14 protein-coding genes are annotated in these 16,283 nt (G+C 58.5%); 8 read left to right on the top strand and 6 right to left on the bottom strand.

What is annotated here, in order from left to right; translation table 11 throughout:
* Positions 1-154 precede the first annotated feature (154 nt).
* Both ACH2ED_RS00505 and ACH2ED_RS00500 read left to right on the top strand, forming a co-directional pair.
* Entirely contained in the window at positions 155-508 is a 354-nt protein-coding gene (locus tag ACH2ED_RS00505) for a hypothetical protein (RefSeq protein WP_395088161.1), read from the top strand.
* A gap of 9 nt (positions 509-517) precedes the next feature.
* Positions 518-3,589, top strand: coding sequence for a DUF1553 domain-containing protein (locus ACH2ED_RS00500; protein WP_395088159.1), 3,072 nt, complete (start codon positions 518-520; stop codon positions 3,587-3,589).
* A gap of 25 nt (positions 3,590-3,614) precedes the next feature.
* On the opposite strand, the gene ACH2ED_RS00495 is transcribed toward ACH2ED_RS00500, so the two are convergent.
* The 3 genes from ACH2ED_RS00495 to ACH2ED_RS00485 are packed head-to-tail and all read right to left on the bottom strand — an operon-like array spanning position 3,615 to position 5,019.
* Positions 3,615-4,337, bottom strand: coding sequence for an inositol monophosphatase family protein (locus ACH2ED_RS00495; protein ID WP_395088165.1), 723 nt, complete (start codon positions 4,335-4,337; stop codon positions 3,615-3,617).
* A 31-nt stretch (positions 4,338-4,368) separates the two neighbouring features.
* On the bottom strand, positions 4,369-4,632 hold the full coding sequence (locus tag ACH2ED_RS00490) for a hypothetical protein (RefSeq protein WP_395088158.1): 264 nt from the start codon (positions 4,630-4,632) through the stop codon (positions 4,369-4,371).
* Positions 4,633-4,674: 42 nt separating this feature from the next.
* A complete protein-coding gene (locus ACH2ED_RS00485) occupies positions 4,675-5,019 on the bottom strand; it encodes a histidine triad nucleotide-binding protein (RefSeq protein ID WP_395088156.1) in 345 nt (114 codons plus the stop codon).
* Between the two features lie 117 nt (positions 5,020-5,136).
* Between ACH2ED_RS00485 and ACH2ED_RS00480 the strand changes: the two genes are divergently transcribed.
* Positions 5,137-5,640: a Uma2 family endonuclease gene (locus tag ACH2ED_RS00480; protein WP_395088154.1), complete on the top strand. Its 504-nt coding sequence runs from the start codon at positions 5,137-5,139 to the stop codon at positions 5,638-5,640.
* 21 nt (positions 5,641-5,661) lie between these two features.
* Positions 5,662-5,994: a hypothetical protein gene (locus ACH2ED_RS00475; RefSeq protein ID WP_395088152.1), complete on the top strand. Its 333-nt coding sequence runs from the start codon at positions 5,662-5,664 to the stop codon at positions 5,992-5,994.
* A gap of 2 nt (positions 5,995-5,996) precedes the next feature.
* On the opposite strand, the gene ACH2ED_RS00470 is transcribed toward ACH2ED_RS00475, so the two are convergent.
* The 3 genes from ACH2ED_RS00470 to ACH2ED_RS00460 form a co-directional block, all read right to left on the bottom strand.
* The gene (locus ACH2ED_RS00470; protein WP_395088151.1) at positions 5,997-6,719 is read right to left on the bottom strand and encodes a hypothetical protein; all 723 of its coding nucleotides are present in this window, start codon (positions 6,717-6,719) and stop codon (positions 5,997-5,999) included.
* A gap of 182 nt (positions 6,720-6,901) precedes the next feature.
* Positions 6,902-8,218: an RNA-guided endonuclease TnpB family protein gene (locus tag ACH2ED_RS00465; RefSeq protein ID WP_395088149.1), complete on the bottom strand. Its 1,317-nt coding sequence runs from the start codon at positions 8,216-8,218 to the stop codon at positions 6,902-6,904.
* A gap of 235 nt (positions 8,219-8,453) precedes the next feature.
* Positions 8,454-9,713: an aminopeptidase P N-terminal domain-containing protein gene (locus ACH2ED_RS00460; protein ID WP_395088147.1), complete on the bottom strand. Its 1,260-nt coding sequence runs from the start codon at positions 9,711-9,713 to the stop codon at positions 8,454-8,456.
* Between the two features lie 71 nt (positions 9,714-9,784).
* Here ACH2ED_RS00460 and ACH2ED_RS00455 point away from each other — a divergent pair, with 71 nt between their 5' ends.
* From ACH2ED_RS00455 to ACH2ED_RS00440, 4 genes are all read left to right on the top strand, one after another.
* Positions 9,785-11,173 carry a hypothetical protein gene (locus ACH2ED_RS00455; RefSeq protein WP_395088146.1) on the top strand — a complete coding sequence of 463 codons (1,389 nt, stop codon included), beginning with the start codon at positions 9,785-9,787 and terminating at the stop codon, positions 11,171-11,173.
* Positions 11,174-11,207: 34 nt separating this feature from the next.
* Positions 11,208-11,876, top strand: coding sequence for a carbohydrate binding domain-containing protein (locus ACH2ED_RS00450; RefSeq protein WP_395088144.1), 669 nt, complete (start codon positions 11,208-11,210; stop codon positions 11,874-11,876).
* A gap of 62 nt (positions 11,877-11,938) precedes the next feature.
* Positions 11,939-13,651, top strand: a complete 1,713-nt coding sequence (locus ACH2ED_RS00445; RefSeq protein ID WP_395088142.1) for an alpha/beta hydrolase-fold protein — start codon at positions 11,939-11,941, stop codon at positions 13,649-13,651.
* Positions 13,652-13,701: 50 nt separating this feature from the next.
* Positions 13,702-16,281, top strand: coding sequence for a glycosyl hydrolase (locus ACH2ED_RS00440; protein ID WP_395088141.1), 2,580 nt, complete (start codon positions 13,702-13,704; stop codon positions 16,279-16,281).
* The last annotated feature ends 2 nt before the right edge of the window (positions 16,282-16,283 follow it).

The raw sequence follows: 16,283 nt of genomic DNA, 5'->3' as shown, positions 1-16,283 counted from the left end.
CCTCGACAGAGATTTGCCTCTACGAACGCGATTTCCCCCTCCTCGGAGAGTCCGTTTTGCTCACAGGAAAGGACTTGCGAAAAGTGTCGGGTAGTGAGGCTTCGCTCAGAAATGATACAACAGTCATGCTATCCGAAAGGGACTAAAGTTTAAGATGACAGCATCACCAAAGCGAGACCGTGGGTATACCCTACAGAGTATCAACGACCTTTTTCTGCGCACCGAGCGCCTCGTGGAAGGGGTGCGCAAGATCCCCGAGATTCAGAAGGCGCTGAAGGCAACCTGCGACTACTCGCCCGCGGATCTGAGCGCACTCACGGCGCTTCTTGCCCGCACGCGCACTCTCTTTCTCGCGAGTGAGAAGCAAGAGGATCAGGGAGTAGCGAAAGAGCCCACGCCTCAGCAGCGCGACGCGCTCGCGGAGCTGGGGCGTGAGGTGGGCAAGCTCCGTAAGTACGCCCGCCGTGCTCTCGCGGAGAATCCCCCACTTCTGGAGCTTCTCGGGTAGAATCTAGCCGTGAACCGAGTCTGTCTCTTTTTCGCGGCATCGCTGCCGCTGGCACTTTCTCTGCTTGCCGTGGCGGCGCCGCCAAAGGCGAAAATTAGCTTTACCCGAGAGATTCGCCCGATTCTCGCCGAGAACTGCTTTCTGTGTCACGGACCCGATCCGGGCTCGCGGCAGGCGGGCCTGCGGCTCGACCAGCCCAACACGGCGACAAAAAACGCACTGCGGGCGCGTATCACCGCTAAGGCCAGCTCACCGCTCCATATGCCGCCGGTGCACAGCAAGAAATCCCTCACCTCCGCGCAGATTGCGACCGTCAAGCAGTGGCTCTCTGAGGGTGCGGTCTACGAGAAGCACTGGGCGTTCGTCGCCCCTCAATCTCCCCCTTCGTTCCCGCCGCCGACGATAGATGGCTATATTCTCGCACGCCTCGCCAAAGCGAACCTCAAGCCGTCGCCCGAGGCCAACCGGGCGGAGTGGTTGCGGCGGGTGAGTTTGGATCTCACGGGGCTTCCGCCCAGTATCGCCCAGGCCGATGCGTTCTTTGCAGACCGAGCGCTTACGGCGTATGAGAAAGTGGTAGATCGCCTGCTCGCTTCCCCCGGTTTTGGGGAGCAGATGGCACTGCCCTGGCTGGATGTGGCGCGCTACGGCGACAGCTACGGCTACCAGTCCGACCAGCTCTCGACGGTCTGGCCGTGGCGGGACTGGCTGGTGGGAGCGTTCAACAAGAACCTGCCCTATGATCAGTTTGTGACCCAGCTCGTCGCGGGGGACTTGCTGCCCCACGCTACCCGCGAGACGCGTCTGGCGACGGCGTTCAATCGCCTGCACCGGATGACCAACGAAGGCGGCTCGGTTCCCGAGGAGTGGCGGCTGGAGTACGTCGCCGACCGGGTACGGACATTTGGAACGGCGTTTCTGGGTCTAACTTTAGAGTGCGCACGCTGCCACGACCACAAGTACGACCCCATCAAGCAGAGTGACTTCTATGCACTCTCCGCTTTCTTGAACTCCATAGATGAGCATGGCCTCTACGACTCCGGCAGTATCACCCCGACGCCCTCGGTGCTTCTGCCCACTCCGGAGCAAGAGAAGGCACTAGAGCAGGCAAAGCTGGGAGTGGCCGAGGCCGAGAAAGCGCTGGCGGAGACCAAGACCACGCGGGAGAGTGCGTTTCAGGCGTGGCTCAAAAAGTACGAGGCTTTCCAGAAGGTTCGGCCTTTTATTGAGACTGTCCAGAAAGAAATCCCTGATCTGGTGGCGCACTTTGGCTTTGAGAATCTCGACGGTGTGCCGCATGTGGATAGTGTCCCGCTGGTGCCAGGGAAAATCGGGCTGGCGGCGCAGCTCGATGGCGAGAACAATATCAACTTTGGGGATAAGGCACGCTTCACCCGCCACACCCCGTTTACAATTATGTTCTGGATGCGCGATGCACGGCTACTCAAAGACCCGGTTGTTGTTTATACGTCCAGCGCGGGCACCGATGCGGGGCCCTACGGCTACGACCTGATGATCGAGAACGGGATCTTGCAAGCGCGGATGATGCGCCACTGGCCCGGCAATGCCCTCGCAATCCGGGCTACCAGCACAGTGCCTGCCAACGAGTGGGTGCACGTGACGCTGACCTACGATGGTTCTAGCACGGCGGCGGGCATGCGGCTCTACGTGAACGGTGGACTCGCCCGCACTACCATTTTGCGGGATCATCTTTGGAAAGGCACGGGGACGCACGCCCTCGCGTTCGGCCAGCGCTTCCGCGATAGAGGCTTCAAAGGTGGCCTGATTGACGAGCTTTCGGTTTATGGCCGCGCCCTCACGCTGCTTGAGATCACGGCCTCAGAGTCCCCTGAAGGACTGCGCGAGTACTACTTCTCCGCCCTTGACCCCGAGACCCGCACCGCCCAGACTAAACTTACCACCGCACGCGAGAAAGTCTGGCGCACTGAGGATCCCATTCAGGAAGTGATGGTGATGGAGGAACTACCCACCCCGCGCCCCAGCTATGTTCTTGCACGTGGTGCCTACGACGCGCCCAAGACCGATAAAAACCGCGTCGGGCGTATCACTCCCGCCTTTCTTCCCCCGCTCAGCGCCCCCCTTCGCGGAGCCGGAGGGGAGACGGCAAGAAACGAGCCAGGGGGGAGGCTTGCGCTGGCAAAGTGGCTGACCCGCCCGGACCACCCCCTCACTGCCCGGGTGGCGGTCAATCGCCTCTGGCAGCAGTTCTTCGGGCGCGGCCTTGTGGAGAGTAGCGAGGACTTTGGGATTCAGGGACGCTTGCCGAGCCACCCTGAGCTACTAGACTTTCTTGCGAGAGACTTCCAGCGCGACTGGAATGTCAAACGCTTTGTCAGGCAGCTCGTGCTCAGCCAGACCTACCGGCAGAGCAGCGCTCAGCGGCCTGACTTGCAGAAGCGCGACCCACTAAATATTTTGCTTGCTCGTGGCTCCAGCTATCGCTTGTCGGCGGAGACCATTCGCGATGTGGCACTGGCGGCAAGTGGGCTGCTTGACACAAAGCTCGGCGGTCCGCCCGTGAGCCCGTACCAGCCTGGGGATCTGTGGCGCGAGGCCAACAGCATGAGCCCGGCGTACCGGCAGAGTGTCGGGGGCGATCTTTACCGGCGTAGCCTCTACACGGTCTGGAAACGCACGGCACCCCTGCCCAACATGATGGCCTTCGATGCCAGTGGGCGCGAGGTGTGTACAGCAAGGCGGCAGAACACGAGTACGCCGCTTCAAGCACTGGTTCTCCTCAACGACCCTCAGTTTGTTGAGGCCGCCCGCGTGCTGGGCGAGAAGATCGTCCGCGATGGGGGCACGACGGATACACAGCGCGTTGTCTTCGCTTTCCGAACCCTCGCCACACGTTTTCCCACACCCACCGAGGCGCGTCTTTTGGAGCAGCTCTACGCCACTGAGCGCCAGCTCTTCACCGCCGATCCTGCTAGTGCAGCAAAGCTCCTGACAGTGGGGGAGAAGAAAACCGACCCCGCACTCAATCCCATTGAGGTCGCCTGCGCCACCGCAGTGGCACAGGCGATTCTCAATCTGGACACGACAATCTGGAAACGCTGATCAAGAAGTCTTGAAATCCTGAGACTTAGAAGTCAGGTGCGCTGGAGAGAATGTCTAGCACCTGGGGGTAGAGCCTCGCGCTGGTGGCGAAGAAGTCTCGCCCGTAGATATCACTCTCGCCCTTCCAGGTAGAGCAGCGGCCACCCGCTTCGGCAAAGATCACGGGCATCGGGCCCACATCCCAAGGGCTCTTGACGGGGTCGAGCATGATATCGAGCTGACCCATTGCCACACGTGCGTAGCCAAACGCATCGCCCCAGGTGCGCTGAAGATAAGTCTTCTCCGTGAGCTGGGCAAACGCCTCGGAGCGCTTCTGGGAGCGCACAATAGACGAACAGACAACCACGGCCTGCTCCAGCGGCTTATCGGCGACCCGACAGGTACGGCCATTGATGGTGCAGCCTAGCCCCTTGCCCGCCGCTACCATTTCGTCGAGTGCCGGGAGATAGATCACCCCCGCGACAATCTCCCCTTCGCGCTCCACCCCGATCAGCGTGCCATAGAGCGGGACGCCCGCCACGAAGGCTTTGGTGCCATCAATAGGGTCGCAGACCCAGCGAAACGGAGCCGTTCCCTCCGAAGCGCCTTCTTCTTCTCCCAGAATCGCATGATCCGGGAAGTGGGAGAGAATGCACTCGCGCAGAACGCGCTCGCCCTCTTTGTCCGCAATAGTGACTGGGGTATTGTCGCCCTTCATCTCCGCAAGAACGCCCGTGTTGAAGTAGGCGAGCGTGCGCTTCCCACACAGATAGGCCGCCTCTTTGGCGACCCGCAGTAAGTTATCCGTTGTTGGTTCCAGTGTCTTGTTCCTTCGTTTTAGGTTCTTCGGCGGTTTTAGGTTCTTCGGCGGTTCTTTTTTGACGCCATTTTGCCAGTACGTTCCACCAGGGAAGGGCGGATGTGGTCTGCATTCCCAGCGCCTGCCGTGCTAAATTCCCGCCCGGCACGAGCTTGGTGCCCGTATCAACCGCTTCTTTTCCCGCCCGGCGCAGGAAATCCCGCCGTGAGAGAGGTTCTTTGTTTTTTTCTGTTTCTTCGCTCATGAGCTAATTTTATTACTTTCTCCTGGCTAAGCGAGCAGGATGTTAGCCTGGAGGCCAGCTTAGCGGCCTGCCGCCGAGCACATGCGCGTGCAGATGCCAGACCGTTTGCCCCGCATCGGTGCCCGCGTTTAAGACCACCCGCACGCCACTGGCATCTATGCCGAGTTTTCGCGCCACGGCGGCACAGGCCAGCAAGAGGCTTCCCGCCATCTCGCGGTCTTCCGGGCCAAGGTCTAAAATATTTTTCACGGGCTTCTTAGGGATCACCAGCACATGCACCGGCGCTTGGGGGCTCAGATCCGGAAAGGCCACAACCCACTCGTCTTCGTAGAGGCGCTCCACGGCGATCTCCCCGCGTGCGATCTTGCCAAAAATCGTGTCTTCCATCGCTTCTATTCTATCAGGCGACGAAGCCCGTCCGAAGACTCAGTGGCACATTGCTTAGGTGTGGATCATGAGGCATTGTTGTGCATCTTCTGGTGGGCGAGTGCGATAAAATAGGGTATGGACTTTTTTGAACTGGCACAACAAGTGGAGGAGCTGTCAGGGGTCAAATTGGAGATGGCCGGGGGGCTGACCACCTGGGAGGCGTTTCCTTCCTACAAGCACCAGGATCGCATAGATATTATCCGACAAACCATCCGGCGGCGCACTGATGCTATTTATGACTGTGCTTGCAAACATATCTCGGATATCTACATTAAGTTTCCGGATGACTCGATCAAGCGCCCGGATATTGCGATCTTCTGCCGCGAGCCTGACGAAGATGAGCAAGACGGTGCGGTGACACTTCTCCCCGAGGCAATCATCGAGATTATCAGCAAACGCTACGAGGACAAAGACCTCAAAGTGGGGGTGCCGTTCTATCTCAGCCAGGGGATTCTCGATGTCGTCACACTTGATATGGTGACTAGTACCGTCACGCACTTTCGCCCGGAGCAGCCCGAGCAAACCTATGTCTCGCCGGTGACGCTATTGTTTGCCTGTGGTTGCGAAGCGACGATCTAGGTTTGGGCTAAAATAGCGGCAATGATCTTTGTGCTGACCATTGCAGTGTGCCAGCGAGATGAGCTGGGGCTGTACCTTTGGCCCGGGCTGGCGATGGAGGAACTGGACTTCCGGCCTGAGCTGAAGCGGCTCAAGCCGGGCGAGCTTCTGGAGCTACGGTTTCCCAGCGGAACAACCCTGACCTCCGAGCTACTGGCCTTTGGGATTCCCGCCCGGCGACTACAAGACGGCACGGCGCTGGTGAGCCTGACAGACTCCGTGCACCTGACTATTTCTTACCCTTTCGCCCCTGAAGCACTTCCCGCAGGCACCGAACTTTGGTGGCTGCGGGAAGCGGAGCACTCGGAGTTTTAAGGCTAGCGCACGACGAACTGATCGAGGATGATGTCAATCGAGCCATCGGTGCCGTGCTTGATGCTCCAGCGTGATGGATAGTAGCCCGGCTTTGCGACCTTGTCGGGAACGGGGATCGCCCCGGAATCGTTGGTCTTGCTCTGAAGGAAAGCGCGCGTGATCATGGGTTCGACAAAGGCAAGTTTGGCGTTGGCAAAGCCGTAGATCAGGGTGCGGGTAAATTTTGCTCCCATGAACTCTGGCGAGGTGGACGGTGAGCTGTAGTGTACTCCCATCCCAGGAACCAGTGAGCTCACGAGCGCGCCTGGCGGGGGGAAGTAGCCTGCCGGAACCATGTTGGCCGGGGGTGCTGCTGCCGCCGTAACGGAGCCCGGTGCAATCGCTCCTTGTTCGGAATCGCTGATGGTGTAGAAGTGAATATCGAAGTGGGGAAGATCGTAGATTCCTGCGGGTTCGTGCCCCTGGGGATTCCAGTCCAGATTCACGTGGTCGAAGGGAAGCCCGGCGTCCTTACCCGCCACTGCGATATCCAGCTTATACTCCACTCCAAACGGGGCCGTCGTCGCCAGGCCATTGAGTGCGCCGTCCGTCAGACGGACAGCGACGGCACTGGGTTTATTGTCTGCTCCAAGGCTGACATAGGTGACTGCCCGCCCTGCCCCCACTACTTTTGATGTTCCCTCAAACTCCAAAGGAAAGACATTGCTTCCCGAACAGCCACTCAAGGCCAATAGCCCCAAAAGGGGGAAGATAAATCTCTGACACATCATTGTTATTCCTCTTGATATTTTCTTGATGGACGGTTCGTTGTGTCCATCAGAGCCCGATTATCTGTGACAACTCCCTACGCATAAATGCGAGGGCTTCCCATGCTCACACAGGGGCTTTCCTGCTTCCGTCAGACAACTTACTCAAACCCCTTGCAGGGAGTGACAGAGGTCGCCTGTCCACAGGCTTCAATTTCCGGCTGTCCCACCGGTATTTCATTCAAACCATTCACGAAGCTACCAAGCTTCGCAAAAGCAAACACCACGATGTTCTTTGCAGCGTTTAGGTCACGATCATGCACCGACCTGCAACCGGGACATTCCCAGACACGGACGCACAGGGGCATTTCAGACATCTTAAATCCACAACACCAACACGTTTTGGAACTCGGTTCAAACCTACCTACTTCAAGCAGATTCTTACCCCGCCACAGAGTTTTATACTTCAGTTGCCGGAAGAACTCACCCCATGAAACGTCGGCGATTGACCGAGCGAGTTTGTGGTTTGCCATCATGTTTCTAACGCTCAGCTCTTCCACGCAGATAGTCGTTGCTTGGCTTTCACAAACGAGTTGATGCGTTGCTTTATGCAGGAAGTCCTTCCGTTGGTTAGCGACATGCTCTTCAAGCAAGGCACGTCGCAACTTTGCCTTACCGTAGTTACGGTACGTCGTGCCGCACGACGTACCGTTCTTACTGGCGCGGTTTTTCTTCCTTGCCATGGAACGCTGAAGTTTCTTGAGCCGTGCTAGGCTCCGCCTCAGAAGTCTAGGGTTCTTAATCTTCTCTCCGGTCGAGAATGTTGCAAAGTGAGTAAGTCCTACATCAATGCCAATTGCATCAGACTCAATCGGCTCCGTAGCGGCGGGGAGAGTCGCTCCGTCTTCAATGAGGACGGAGACAAAATACTTGCCCGTTGTCTCTTTGGAAACGGTCGCTGTCTTGATTGTGCCGGTGAACTGCCGTGATAAGACGCAGGGAACTTTACCGACTTTGGGTATCTGAACCCATGCGGCTTGAAAATTAACCTTCACGGATTGCGGGAAAGAAAGTGACTGCCGATCTTTCTTAGACTTGAACCTTGGGAAGTCAAGAAGCCTGCCCTTCTTGTTGGTTAGTTTCTGTTTTCTTGCCTTTCGTTCCTTTAGTTTTTTGTAGAACCGACTGTAGGCATTGAATACATGTGCTATTTCTTGCTGAAGTGCCTGAGCGTTGGCATCTCTTAACCAATCAATTTCGGTTTTCAGTGTTGTCAGAAGTTTACAATAATCAAACGACGAGAGTGATTTTGGCTTATCTCCAACAGGACTCTGTCGCCATGCTTTTAAGACTTTGTACTCTTTCTTCTTCTGGTCAAATACCCAGTTGTAGATGAACCTACCGATTCCGAATTGTTGAATCAGGGTATACTCTTGTTCCTCCGTTGGATAGATTCTGTATTTGTAAGCTTTAAGCATTGACTCTGCTATTATACTCCACAGTTAACATTTCTACCAGAACTGCTTACGATTTCATGCAATTATTTTACAACGTTTTTTCCATGCGGATGCCGATTCCCCCCCATGCCTAAAGGCAGGGGCACTCTCGGACGCTTGATGGTAGTGTAGGCTTCCTTGCTTAACCAAGTCTTACACGCCACTGGCAGACGGGCATTACCCCTAGTGTTCCCCTAAAAAATGGGTATGAAACCCGTCAGTGAGGAATCTCTGCTGTCAGGTTGATCGGCTCGCCATCCGTGACGAGAATATCGTCCTCAATGCGGAAGCCACCGGGAACGAGCCAGCGGCCCAGGGTTTCCCAGTCTACCTGCGTGGCGTATTTTTCGCGATTTGCCGGGTCGTTGAGGAGCGCGGGAATGAAGTAGATTCCCGGCTCGACCGTGACGAGAAAGCCTGGCTCCAGCTTGAGATCACAGCGCGGCGTGACCCCGCAGTAGCGGCGTTTCGGGCCGCGCCCCGGTCCGACGCCGCTGGCATCACGGACGCCCAGGCCCACGAGATGCCCGACACCGTGTGGAAAGAAGAGGGCAATGGCCTCGGTTTCCAGGGCTTCCTCGGCGGAACAGCGCAGAATCCCGAAGTCACGGAGCCCCTGTGCGATGCCACGTGCGGCGATTCTATGAATCTCATGCCACTCGACCCCTGGGCGGCACGCCAGGCAGCACGCCCGCTCAACTCCGTCGAGTAAAGCCAGCAGCTCCTCTTGTTGGCTGGTGAAGCCGCCGGGGCCGGGGAGCGTGCGGGTCACATCGGCGCAGTAGCCGTCCACTTCCGCTCCTGCATCAATGAGAACCTGCTCGCCGATGGCAAGGGCGCGGCTACCCGGCTCCGCATGAAAGATCGCTGAGGTGGGGCCAAAGCCGACAATGGTATCGTAGGCGACGCCGGTCGCGCCGCTGCGTGCAAACGCGGTCTCTATCTCGATTTGGAGCTCACGCTCAGTGAGGCCTGCTCGGAGGGCGGTGCGTGCTGCCGCAAAACCCGCCGCCGTCGCAACAACAGCGCGGTGCATGAGAATTAGCTCGGCCTCGTCCTTGGGCCGCCGTGCCTCCAGGATTTTCTGCTCCAGTGGGCTCTGTGTGGTGTCGTAGCCCGCCCCAAGGTGCGTAATCGTCCTGCCATGCCGCGCCTCCAGCCAGCTGGTAAGCTCGCTCAGTGCACGGCCACGGCCCAGCGGGAGCAGGCCCTCCCAGACCGTGTCGAGGGCAGTGACACTGGGGAAGAACTCCGTCCAGCCGCCGCTCTCCCCTTCCTCCGGGTCAAAGGCCAGCACGGCATCGCGAACAGAGAGGCCCGTCAGCCAGCGGAAGTGCGGGTGGACACGAAAGGGGTAGCACTGGTCCTGCCCACCGGGGCGTCCGATCAGCCCGCCCGCATGAACCAGAATCACATCGTTGGTGTCGCCCCAGGCGGCGGCAGTGCGCACTCGGCGCATCTCAAGAGTCGTTTCCATTCCCGGCCTTTTCACCATATCCCACCAAATTCCCTCTGGCTGCGGGGTAATTTTGCCGAATATTACGCTATATGTTTATCTGCTCGAAGCTTGGAACGCTTGGCGACCGATCCGGTATTTTGTTTTGTGCGGCACTGGGAGTGGCCACTGCGGCGGTGCTCGGGCTGCGACTTCGAAGCGAGCGCCCTCCACAACTACCCGTCGTTATGGCAATCGTGGACACTCAGAGGACCTACCAGAGCATTGCCGGGTTTGGTGCCTCAACCGCCTATTACCAGGACTGGCTGGCGGCTCACCCCCAGCGCGAAGCGATTTATCGTGCTCTGTACAGCGAGCTCCGGCTGGATATCCTGCGCCTGCGCAACACCTACGAGGCCAGAAAGCCTCACTTCGCCACGGTAGAAAAAGAGATCTTCGATGGAGCGACCCGCGCACTGGGGCACCCTCCGCTCGTGATGATCTCGTCGTGGTCGCCGCCCGCTGCGCTGAAGAGTTCGGGGCAGACACGAAACGGGGGGACACTCGCACGACGTCGTGGCTCCTACGATTACGCGGGCTTTGCCCACTGGTGGCGCGACTCGGTTGTGGCCTATCAAAAAATTGGGATATCACCAGACTATGTCAGCATTCAAAACGAACCCGACTGGAAAGCTGAGTGGGAGACTTGCCTCTTCCAGCCTCAGGAGACGGCGCAGTTTGCCAGCTACAGCAAGGCGCTGGTTGCGGTGTCGAGCGCTCTGAAAACCCTCCCGACGATGCCAAAACTCATCGGCCCCGAGACGCTGGGCGCAGACAATCCCCAGGCATTCTTATTGCCAAACCAGACACACCTCGTGGATGCGGTCGCACACCATCTCTACAAAGGCGGGGACGAGTCGGACCCGGATAGCTTTAATCCCCAGCTGCACGCGATTCGGGATCGCTACCCGCGCACGCCCAAGTTCCAGACCGAGTTCGGGCGCGGTGATGGCTTCCTGACCGCCTGGCTGATCCACAACTGCCTGACTGAAGAGAATGTCAGTGCCTACCTGCACTGGGCGGCTGTCTGGCCCGACCACGAGGCATTGATAACGCTCAATAGCCCCTGGAGTTCGAGCTCCTGGAAAACGCCACAGGGGTTTCAGCGTACGGATCGCTTCTTTGCGCTCAAGCACTACTCCCGCTTCCTAAAGCCGGGGTTTATTCGGGTGGGCATCCAGGCACCAGCACCTGAGCTTCGTCTCAGCGCTTTTCTTAGCCCAGGTGGTGCGCGACTCGTTGTGGTGGCACTCAATACATCGGCGCTTCGCACGATCCCAGTGGGGCTAGGCGCATCGGGGTTTGCCATTCAGGAGCGCTACCGAACTGATTTTAAGCGTCAGGAAAACTTCAAAGTGCTCGCCTCAGATGATGAGACACGGTCGCTTGTCTTGCCGCCTCATGCACTGGCGACATGGGTGCTCTCTAAAGACGCCCCTTAAAATCAGCGGGAAATAAACCAAGAATAACACCATCATGAATGTCATACTGAAACCCGCAGGTATCCTGGTTGTCTTAGCCACTTTTGGGGCACTTGCGTTTTTGGCGATGCCCAAAAAGACAAAGCTGCCCGAAGCAACGTCCCAGCCACTAGCGTCTGGCCGTAGTGAAGTGGCACCCATGCCTTCCAAGACAGGAGGCTCCTCCAACGCGCTGTCAACGCGATCTCTGGCAAAGGTAAACTGGGCACGAGCGAAGCGTATTCTGGAGCCCGATATCACGGGGTCGAACTGGCACTCGCTGATCACAAAAGGCAAAGTGGATAATACAGTGGTTCCCGCGACGATTACAGGACATCCGTTTGCCCGACACATTACGATTTCGGAGCTTGGAGCCAACCCGTGGGACTTGCAGATTGCACATCCCCTGGAGGTGGCCTTTAAGAAGAAGAGTCATGTCCGGCTGACCTACTGGGGCCGGAGCAAAGATGGCTGTAGCCTTGCCGCCGTGGTGGAGCAGGCGAGTGAACCCTATACCAAAGTGGCATCACGCGTGGCAAAGCTGACACCCACGTGGAAGCAGTACTCTGAGGAGTGGGAGCAGACCGCTGACACCGAGCCGGGTTGGGCACACATTGATTTCCAGGTTGGCTACCAGATCGGGGAGATCGAGCTGACTGGAGTTCAGCTAGACTCCGTCGAGTAGCCTGCTGCTCTGGTGAGTGCCACGGGGGGAGGAATTTACGTGCGCGTGGCGAAACTGCCGTCATGCGCACTCTTGCTTTTTCACTCCTCACCCTGGCCGCCCTCTGCACCACGCCCGCTGTTGCCCTCGCTCAGAATGTCTACCCGCTCACGCCGGACTCACAGCCGCAGGACGGTGTGCCTAAGGGCCGCTCGGAGAGCAGTAAGTTCACCAGTACCAAGTGGTTCCCCGGCACAGTTCGGGACATGCGGCTCTATATTCCCGCCCAGTACGACTCGAAGAAGCCCGCGTGTGTCCTCGTCATGCAGGACGGCGGCGGCTTCCGCGACACGACCGTTCTGGATAACCTCATCGCCAAGGGCGAAATTCCAGTGATAATCGGGATTTTTATTACACCTGGTGTCGTCCCCCCGACCAGCCCCAGCGCGCTTCCCCGCTACAACCGCAGCTACGAGTACGACTCGCCGACGGATCGCTACGCCAAGTTCCTGATTGACGAAGTGGTTCCCGAGGTCGGCAAGAAGTATAATCTCTCCAAAGACCCCAACGACCACGCGATTGCGGGCGGCTCGTCGGGGGGGATCGCGGCGTTCACGGCGGCGTTTTTTCGGCCCGATGCGTTCCGAAGAGTCATCAGCTTTATCGGCTCTTACACCGATCTGCGCGGCGCGACCAACTACGGCGCTTTAGTGCGCAAGTTTGAACCCAAGCCGATTCGCATATTTCAACAAGATGGCAAGAACGATCAGGACATCTACTCGGGGAGCTGGCCGATTGGCAACACGGATCTGGCGGCGGGTCTCAAGTTCGGGCGCTACGAAGCGATGATGACCTGGGGCGAGGGCCAGCACGACGGCGTCCAATCCACCGCACTTTTCCCCGATGCCCTGCGCTTTGTCTGGAAAGGCTGGCCCGCTCCCGTCGGAGTCGCCACCGACACCCCGCAACCCATCACCAAGATCGTCACCGCCGATGAGAAGTGGAAGCTTATTCTTCTTGCGCCTATTGATCGAGGGTCAGAAGCGCAGTCTATTTCAACGGCATCGGATGGTCGCGTCTATGTTGGATTATCTGGTGCTATCACCCACTTCCCTGCGGAAGAAGGCGAGCTTCATCCTTCCGTTGGCGATAGCAATGCGATGATCTTTTCGCCAGATGGACGCCTGATCTTAGCACAAAATAAACAAGTTGTAGCACTTGATGTGAAGACCGGTAAGAAAATATCTCTTGGCAAATTTGGTGCTCGCGGTGTTGTTGTCGGTAAGAACAGAAACGCTTATTTTACAAGCTCTAATGGAAGTATCTGGCTGGTTCCTGCTGACACAAAGCTCAAGCCGAAGATCGTGGGGAATGTGCCGGATGCGTCGGGGATTACGCTGGTTCCTGACCAAACGCTGCTGATGGTCTCCAGTGCGACCGAGCGCTACATCCACGCCTTTGTGATTCAGACCGACGGCAGCTTGGCGCACCAGCAGCCCTACCACGAGGTCTATGTCAACCACGGCGAGACGAAGTCCAACGCGGGCGGAATGGTGACCGACACCAACGGCTGGCTCTACGTTGCTTCCCCCTTCGGTATCCAGGTGCTCGATCAGGCGGGGCGCGTGAACGGGATCATCGTCAACCCCACAACGGAACCCACGACACAGCTTGCGTGGTCGGGGAGCACGCTCTACGCACTGACTAAAGACGGAAAAGTCTACGCTCGCAAGACCAAAGCGACCGGCGTTCAGGCTTTCGCAGATCCCATCAAGCCGCCCGCGCCGCGTTTATAGGGAAGGGAGATGGTGAGGGGAGATGGCAAAGATTCAGGTAAAATGCCCGCATGATAAACCCTGCCATTTTTGCTCTCTCGTTTCTGCTCTCGCTCACTCCCGTTGAACCGGGGCAGGGGAGGGCTCCGGCAGATCCGCTCAAGGGCCTCGCGCTGCGTAGCATTGGCCCGACCCTGACCACGGGGCGCATTGCTGATGTGGCGATTGACCCGACCAACCGCAGTGTCTGGTATGTCGCTGCCGCCTCGGGTGGCTTATGGAAGACTGAGAACCGTGGCCTGACCTTTACGCCCATCTTTGACAGCTACGGCTCGTACTCGCTGGCGACTGTGGTGATTGACCCGAAGAACCCGAGCGTCCTCTGGCTAGGTACGGGCGAGAACTCATCGCAGCGGAGTGTGGGCTTTGGCGATGGGGTGTATAAATCTCTGGATGCGGGCAAGACTTGGCAGAAGATGGGGCTGGAGAAGTCCGAGCACATCGGCAAGATTTTAATTGACCCACGCAAGCCCGACACGGTCTATGTGGCCGCGCAGGGGCCGCTCTGGTCAGCAGGTGGGGATCGTGGGCTCTACAAAACCACCGACGGTGGCAAGACATGGGCGTCAATTCTGACGATCTCGGAGAACACGGGGATCTCGGATATTGTCTTTGACCCGAAGAGGCCCGACACGATCTACGCGGCGGCGTACCAGCGGCGGCGGCACACGGGCGTGCTGATCGCCGGTGGCCCCGAGGGCATGATCTACCGTACTGACAATGCGGGCAAGAGCTGGAAGAAACTCGACAAGGGCCTTCCCACCGTGGATAAGGGTCGTATCGCACTCGCCGTCTCGCCGCAGAAGCCGGAGGTGGTCTACGCCATGGTGACGGCATCCGGGAAAGAAGGGGGATTCTTCCGCTCAAAGAACAAGGGCAACGACTGGGAGAAGATGAGCGCGTGGGGGCCGAGCGATGCCCAGTACTACGGCGAGCTCTTCCCTGACCCGAATACCTTTGATAAAGTGTGGGCCGTGGACACGCTGTTTCAGATGACGGTAGATGGTGGGAAAACCTTCACGGGCCAGCGCTGGAACACGCACGTGGACTACCATGATATTGAGTTCGATCCCACCGATCCGAAGCATCTAATTCTGGGCTGCGATGGGGGACTCTACGAGAGCTACGATGGGGGAGCGAGCTGGCGGCACTTCAATAACCTGCCGCTCTCTCAGTTCTACCGGATCGCGCTGGACATGACACAGCCGTTCTACTATGTCTACGGCGGGATGCAGGACAATGGGACAATTAGTGGCCCGGTGCGCTCGCTGGCACCCTCGGGAGTGCGAATGAGCGACTGGCTCACGGTGGGCGGCGGTGATGGCTTCCAGGCGCGCGCGGATCCCAGCAATCCCGACACGGTCTACACGAGCAGCCAGAACGGGAGCTTCTCACGGCTGGATAAAAAGACCGGAGCCAACGCCAGTGCAAGCCCGCGCCTGCCACTTGCGGAACGGGGACGCTGGAACTGGGACACGCCGTTTATAATTAGCCCGCACAACCCGAGCACGCTCTGGATGGCGGGAAATAAGGTGTTTAAGAGCGGGGATAAAGGCGCGACATGGAAGCCCGTCTCCGGCGACATCACGCGCAATATTGATCGAAATACCCTCCCCGTGATGGGGAAAGTCTGGAACGACACGGCGGTGAATCGGCACCGGAGCACGACGGACTACGGAGTCGCCAGCGCACTGGACGAGTCCAGTAAAGTGAAGGGGCTTGTCTACCTGGGCACCGACGAGGGGCTGATTCAGGTGACCGAGGACGACGGTGCCACGTGGCGAAAAGAGGAAAACTTCCCGGGCGTCCCCGCCATGGCGACCGTCTCCGATATCTGTGCGTCGCAGCACGAGGCAAGTACCGTCTACGCCTCGCTGCACGACTTCCAGCACGGTGACTTCAAGCCCTATCTCCTCAAGAGCCTGGATAAAGGCAAGACCTGGGCCAGTATCGCGGGTGATCTCCCCGCCCGTGAGTTTGTCTGGAGTATCGCCGAGGATCCGATCAATCCGAAGCTGCTCTTTGTGGGCACGGAGTTCGGCCTCTATGCCACTTTTGACGGTGGCACCCACTGGTACCCCCTGAAAAACGGCGTCCCGACGATCGAGGTGCGCGATATTGCGATCCATCCCAAGGCGAGCGATCTGGTGATCGGGACGTTTGGGCGTGGCGGTTACGTCCTAGACGATCTCACTCCGCTCCGCTCCCTCGCCACCGAGAGCCTCCCGACGGCGCCGACACTGCTCCCGAGCCGTCTGGCAACGCTCTATCCCGACCTGGGCTACATCCGCGCCGCCCAGGGCAACCCGACCTCCCCCAATCCCTGGCCGACTTACTTCACGTACTGGCTCCCCGCCGAAGTGAAGGGAAAGCTTGCCATCACGGTGCTTGACGACAAAGAAAATGTCGTGCGGGAGCTGGAAGCCCCCCTGGCAGCGGGGCTCCAGCGGATTGGTTGGGACTTGCGCCAGGCCGGAGCGAATCGCTTCGTTGGTGGCAGAGCACTCGCCCCGGGCACCTATACGATCAAGCTCGTGCTGGACGATAAGCCTGTCTCGACACAAAAACTGGAGGTCGTGGCGGGTGGGTAGGG

It is taken from the genome of Armatimonas sp. (assembly GCF_043757465.1).
Taxonomy (GTDB): Bacteria; Armatimonadota; Armatimonadia; order Armatimonadales; family Armatimonadaceae; genus Armatimonas.
Note: the sequence above shows the minus strand (reverse complement) of the source record. Positions and strands in the feature narration are given on the sequence as shown.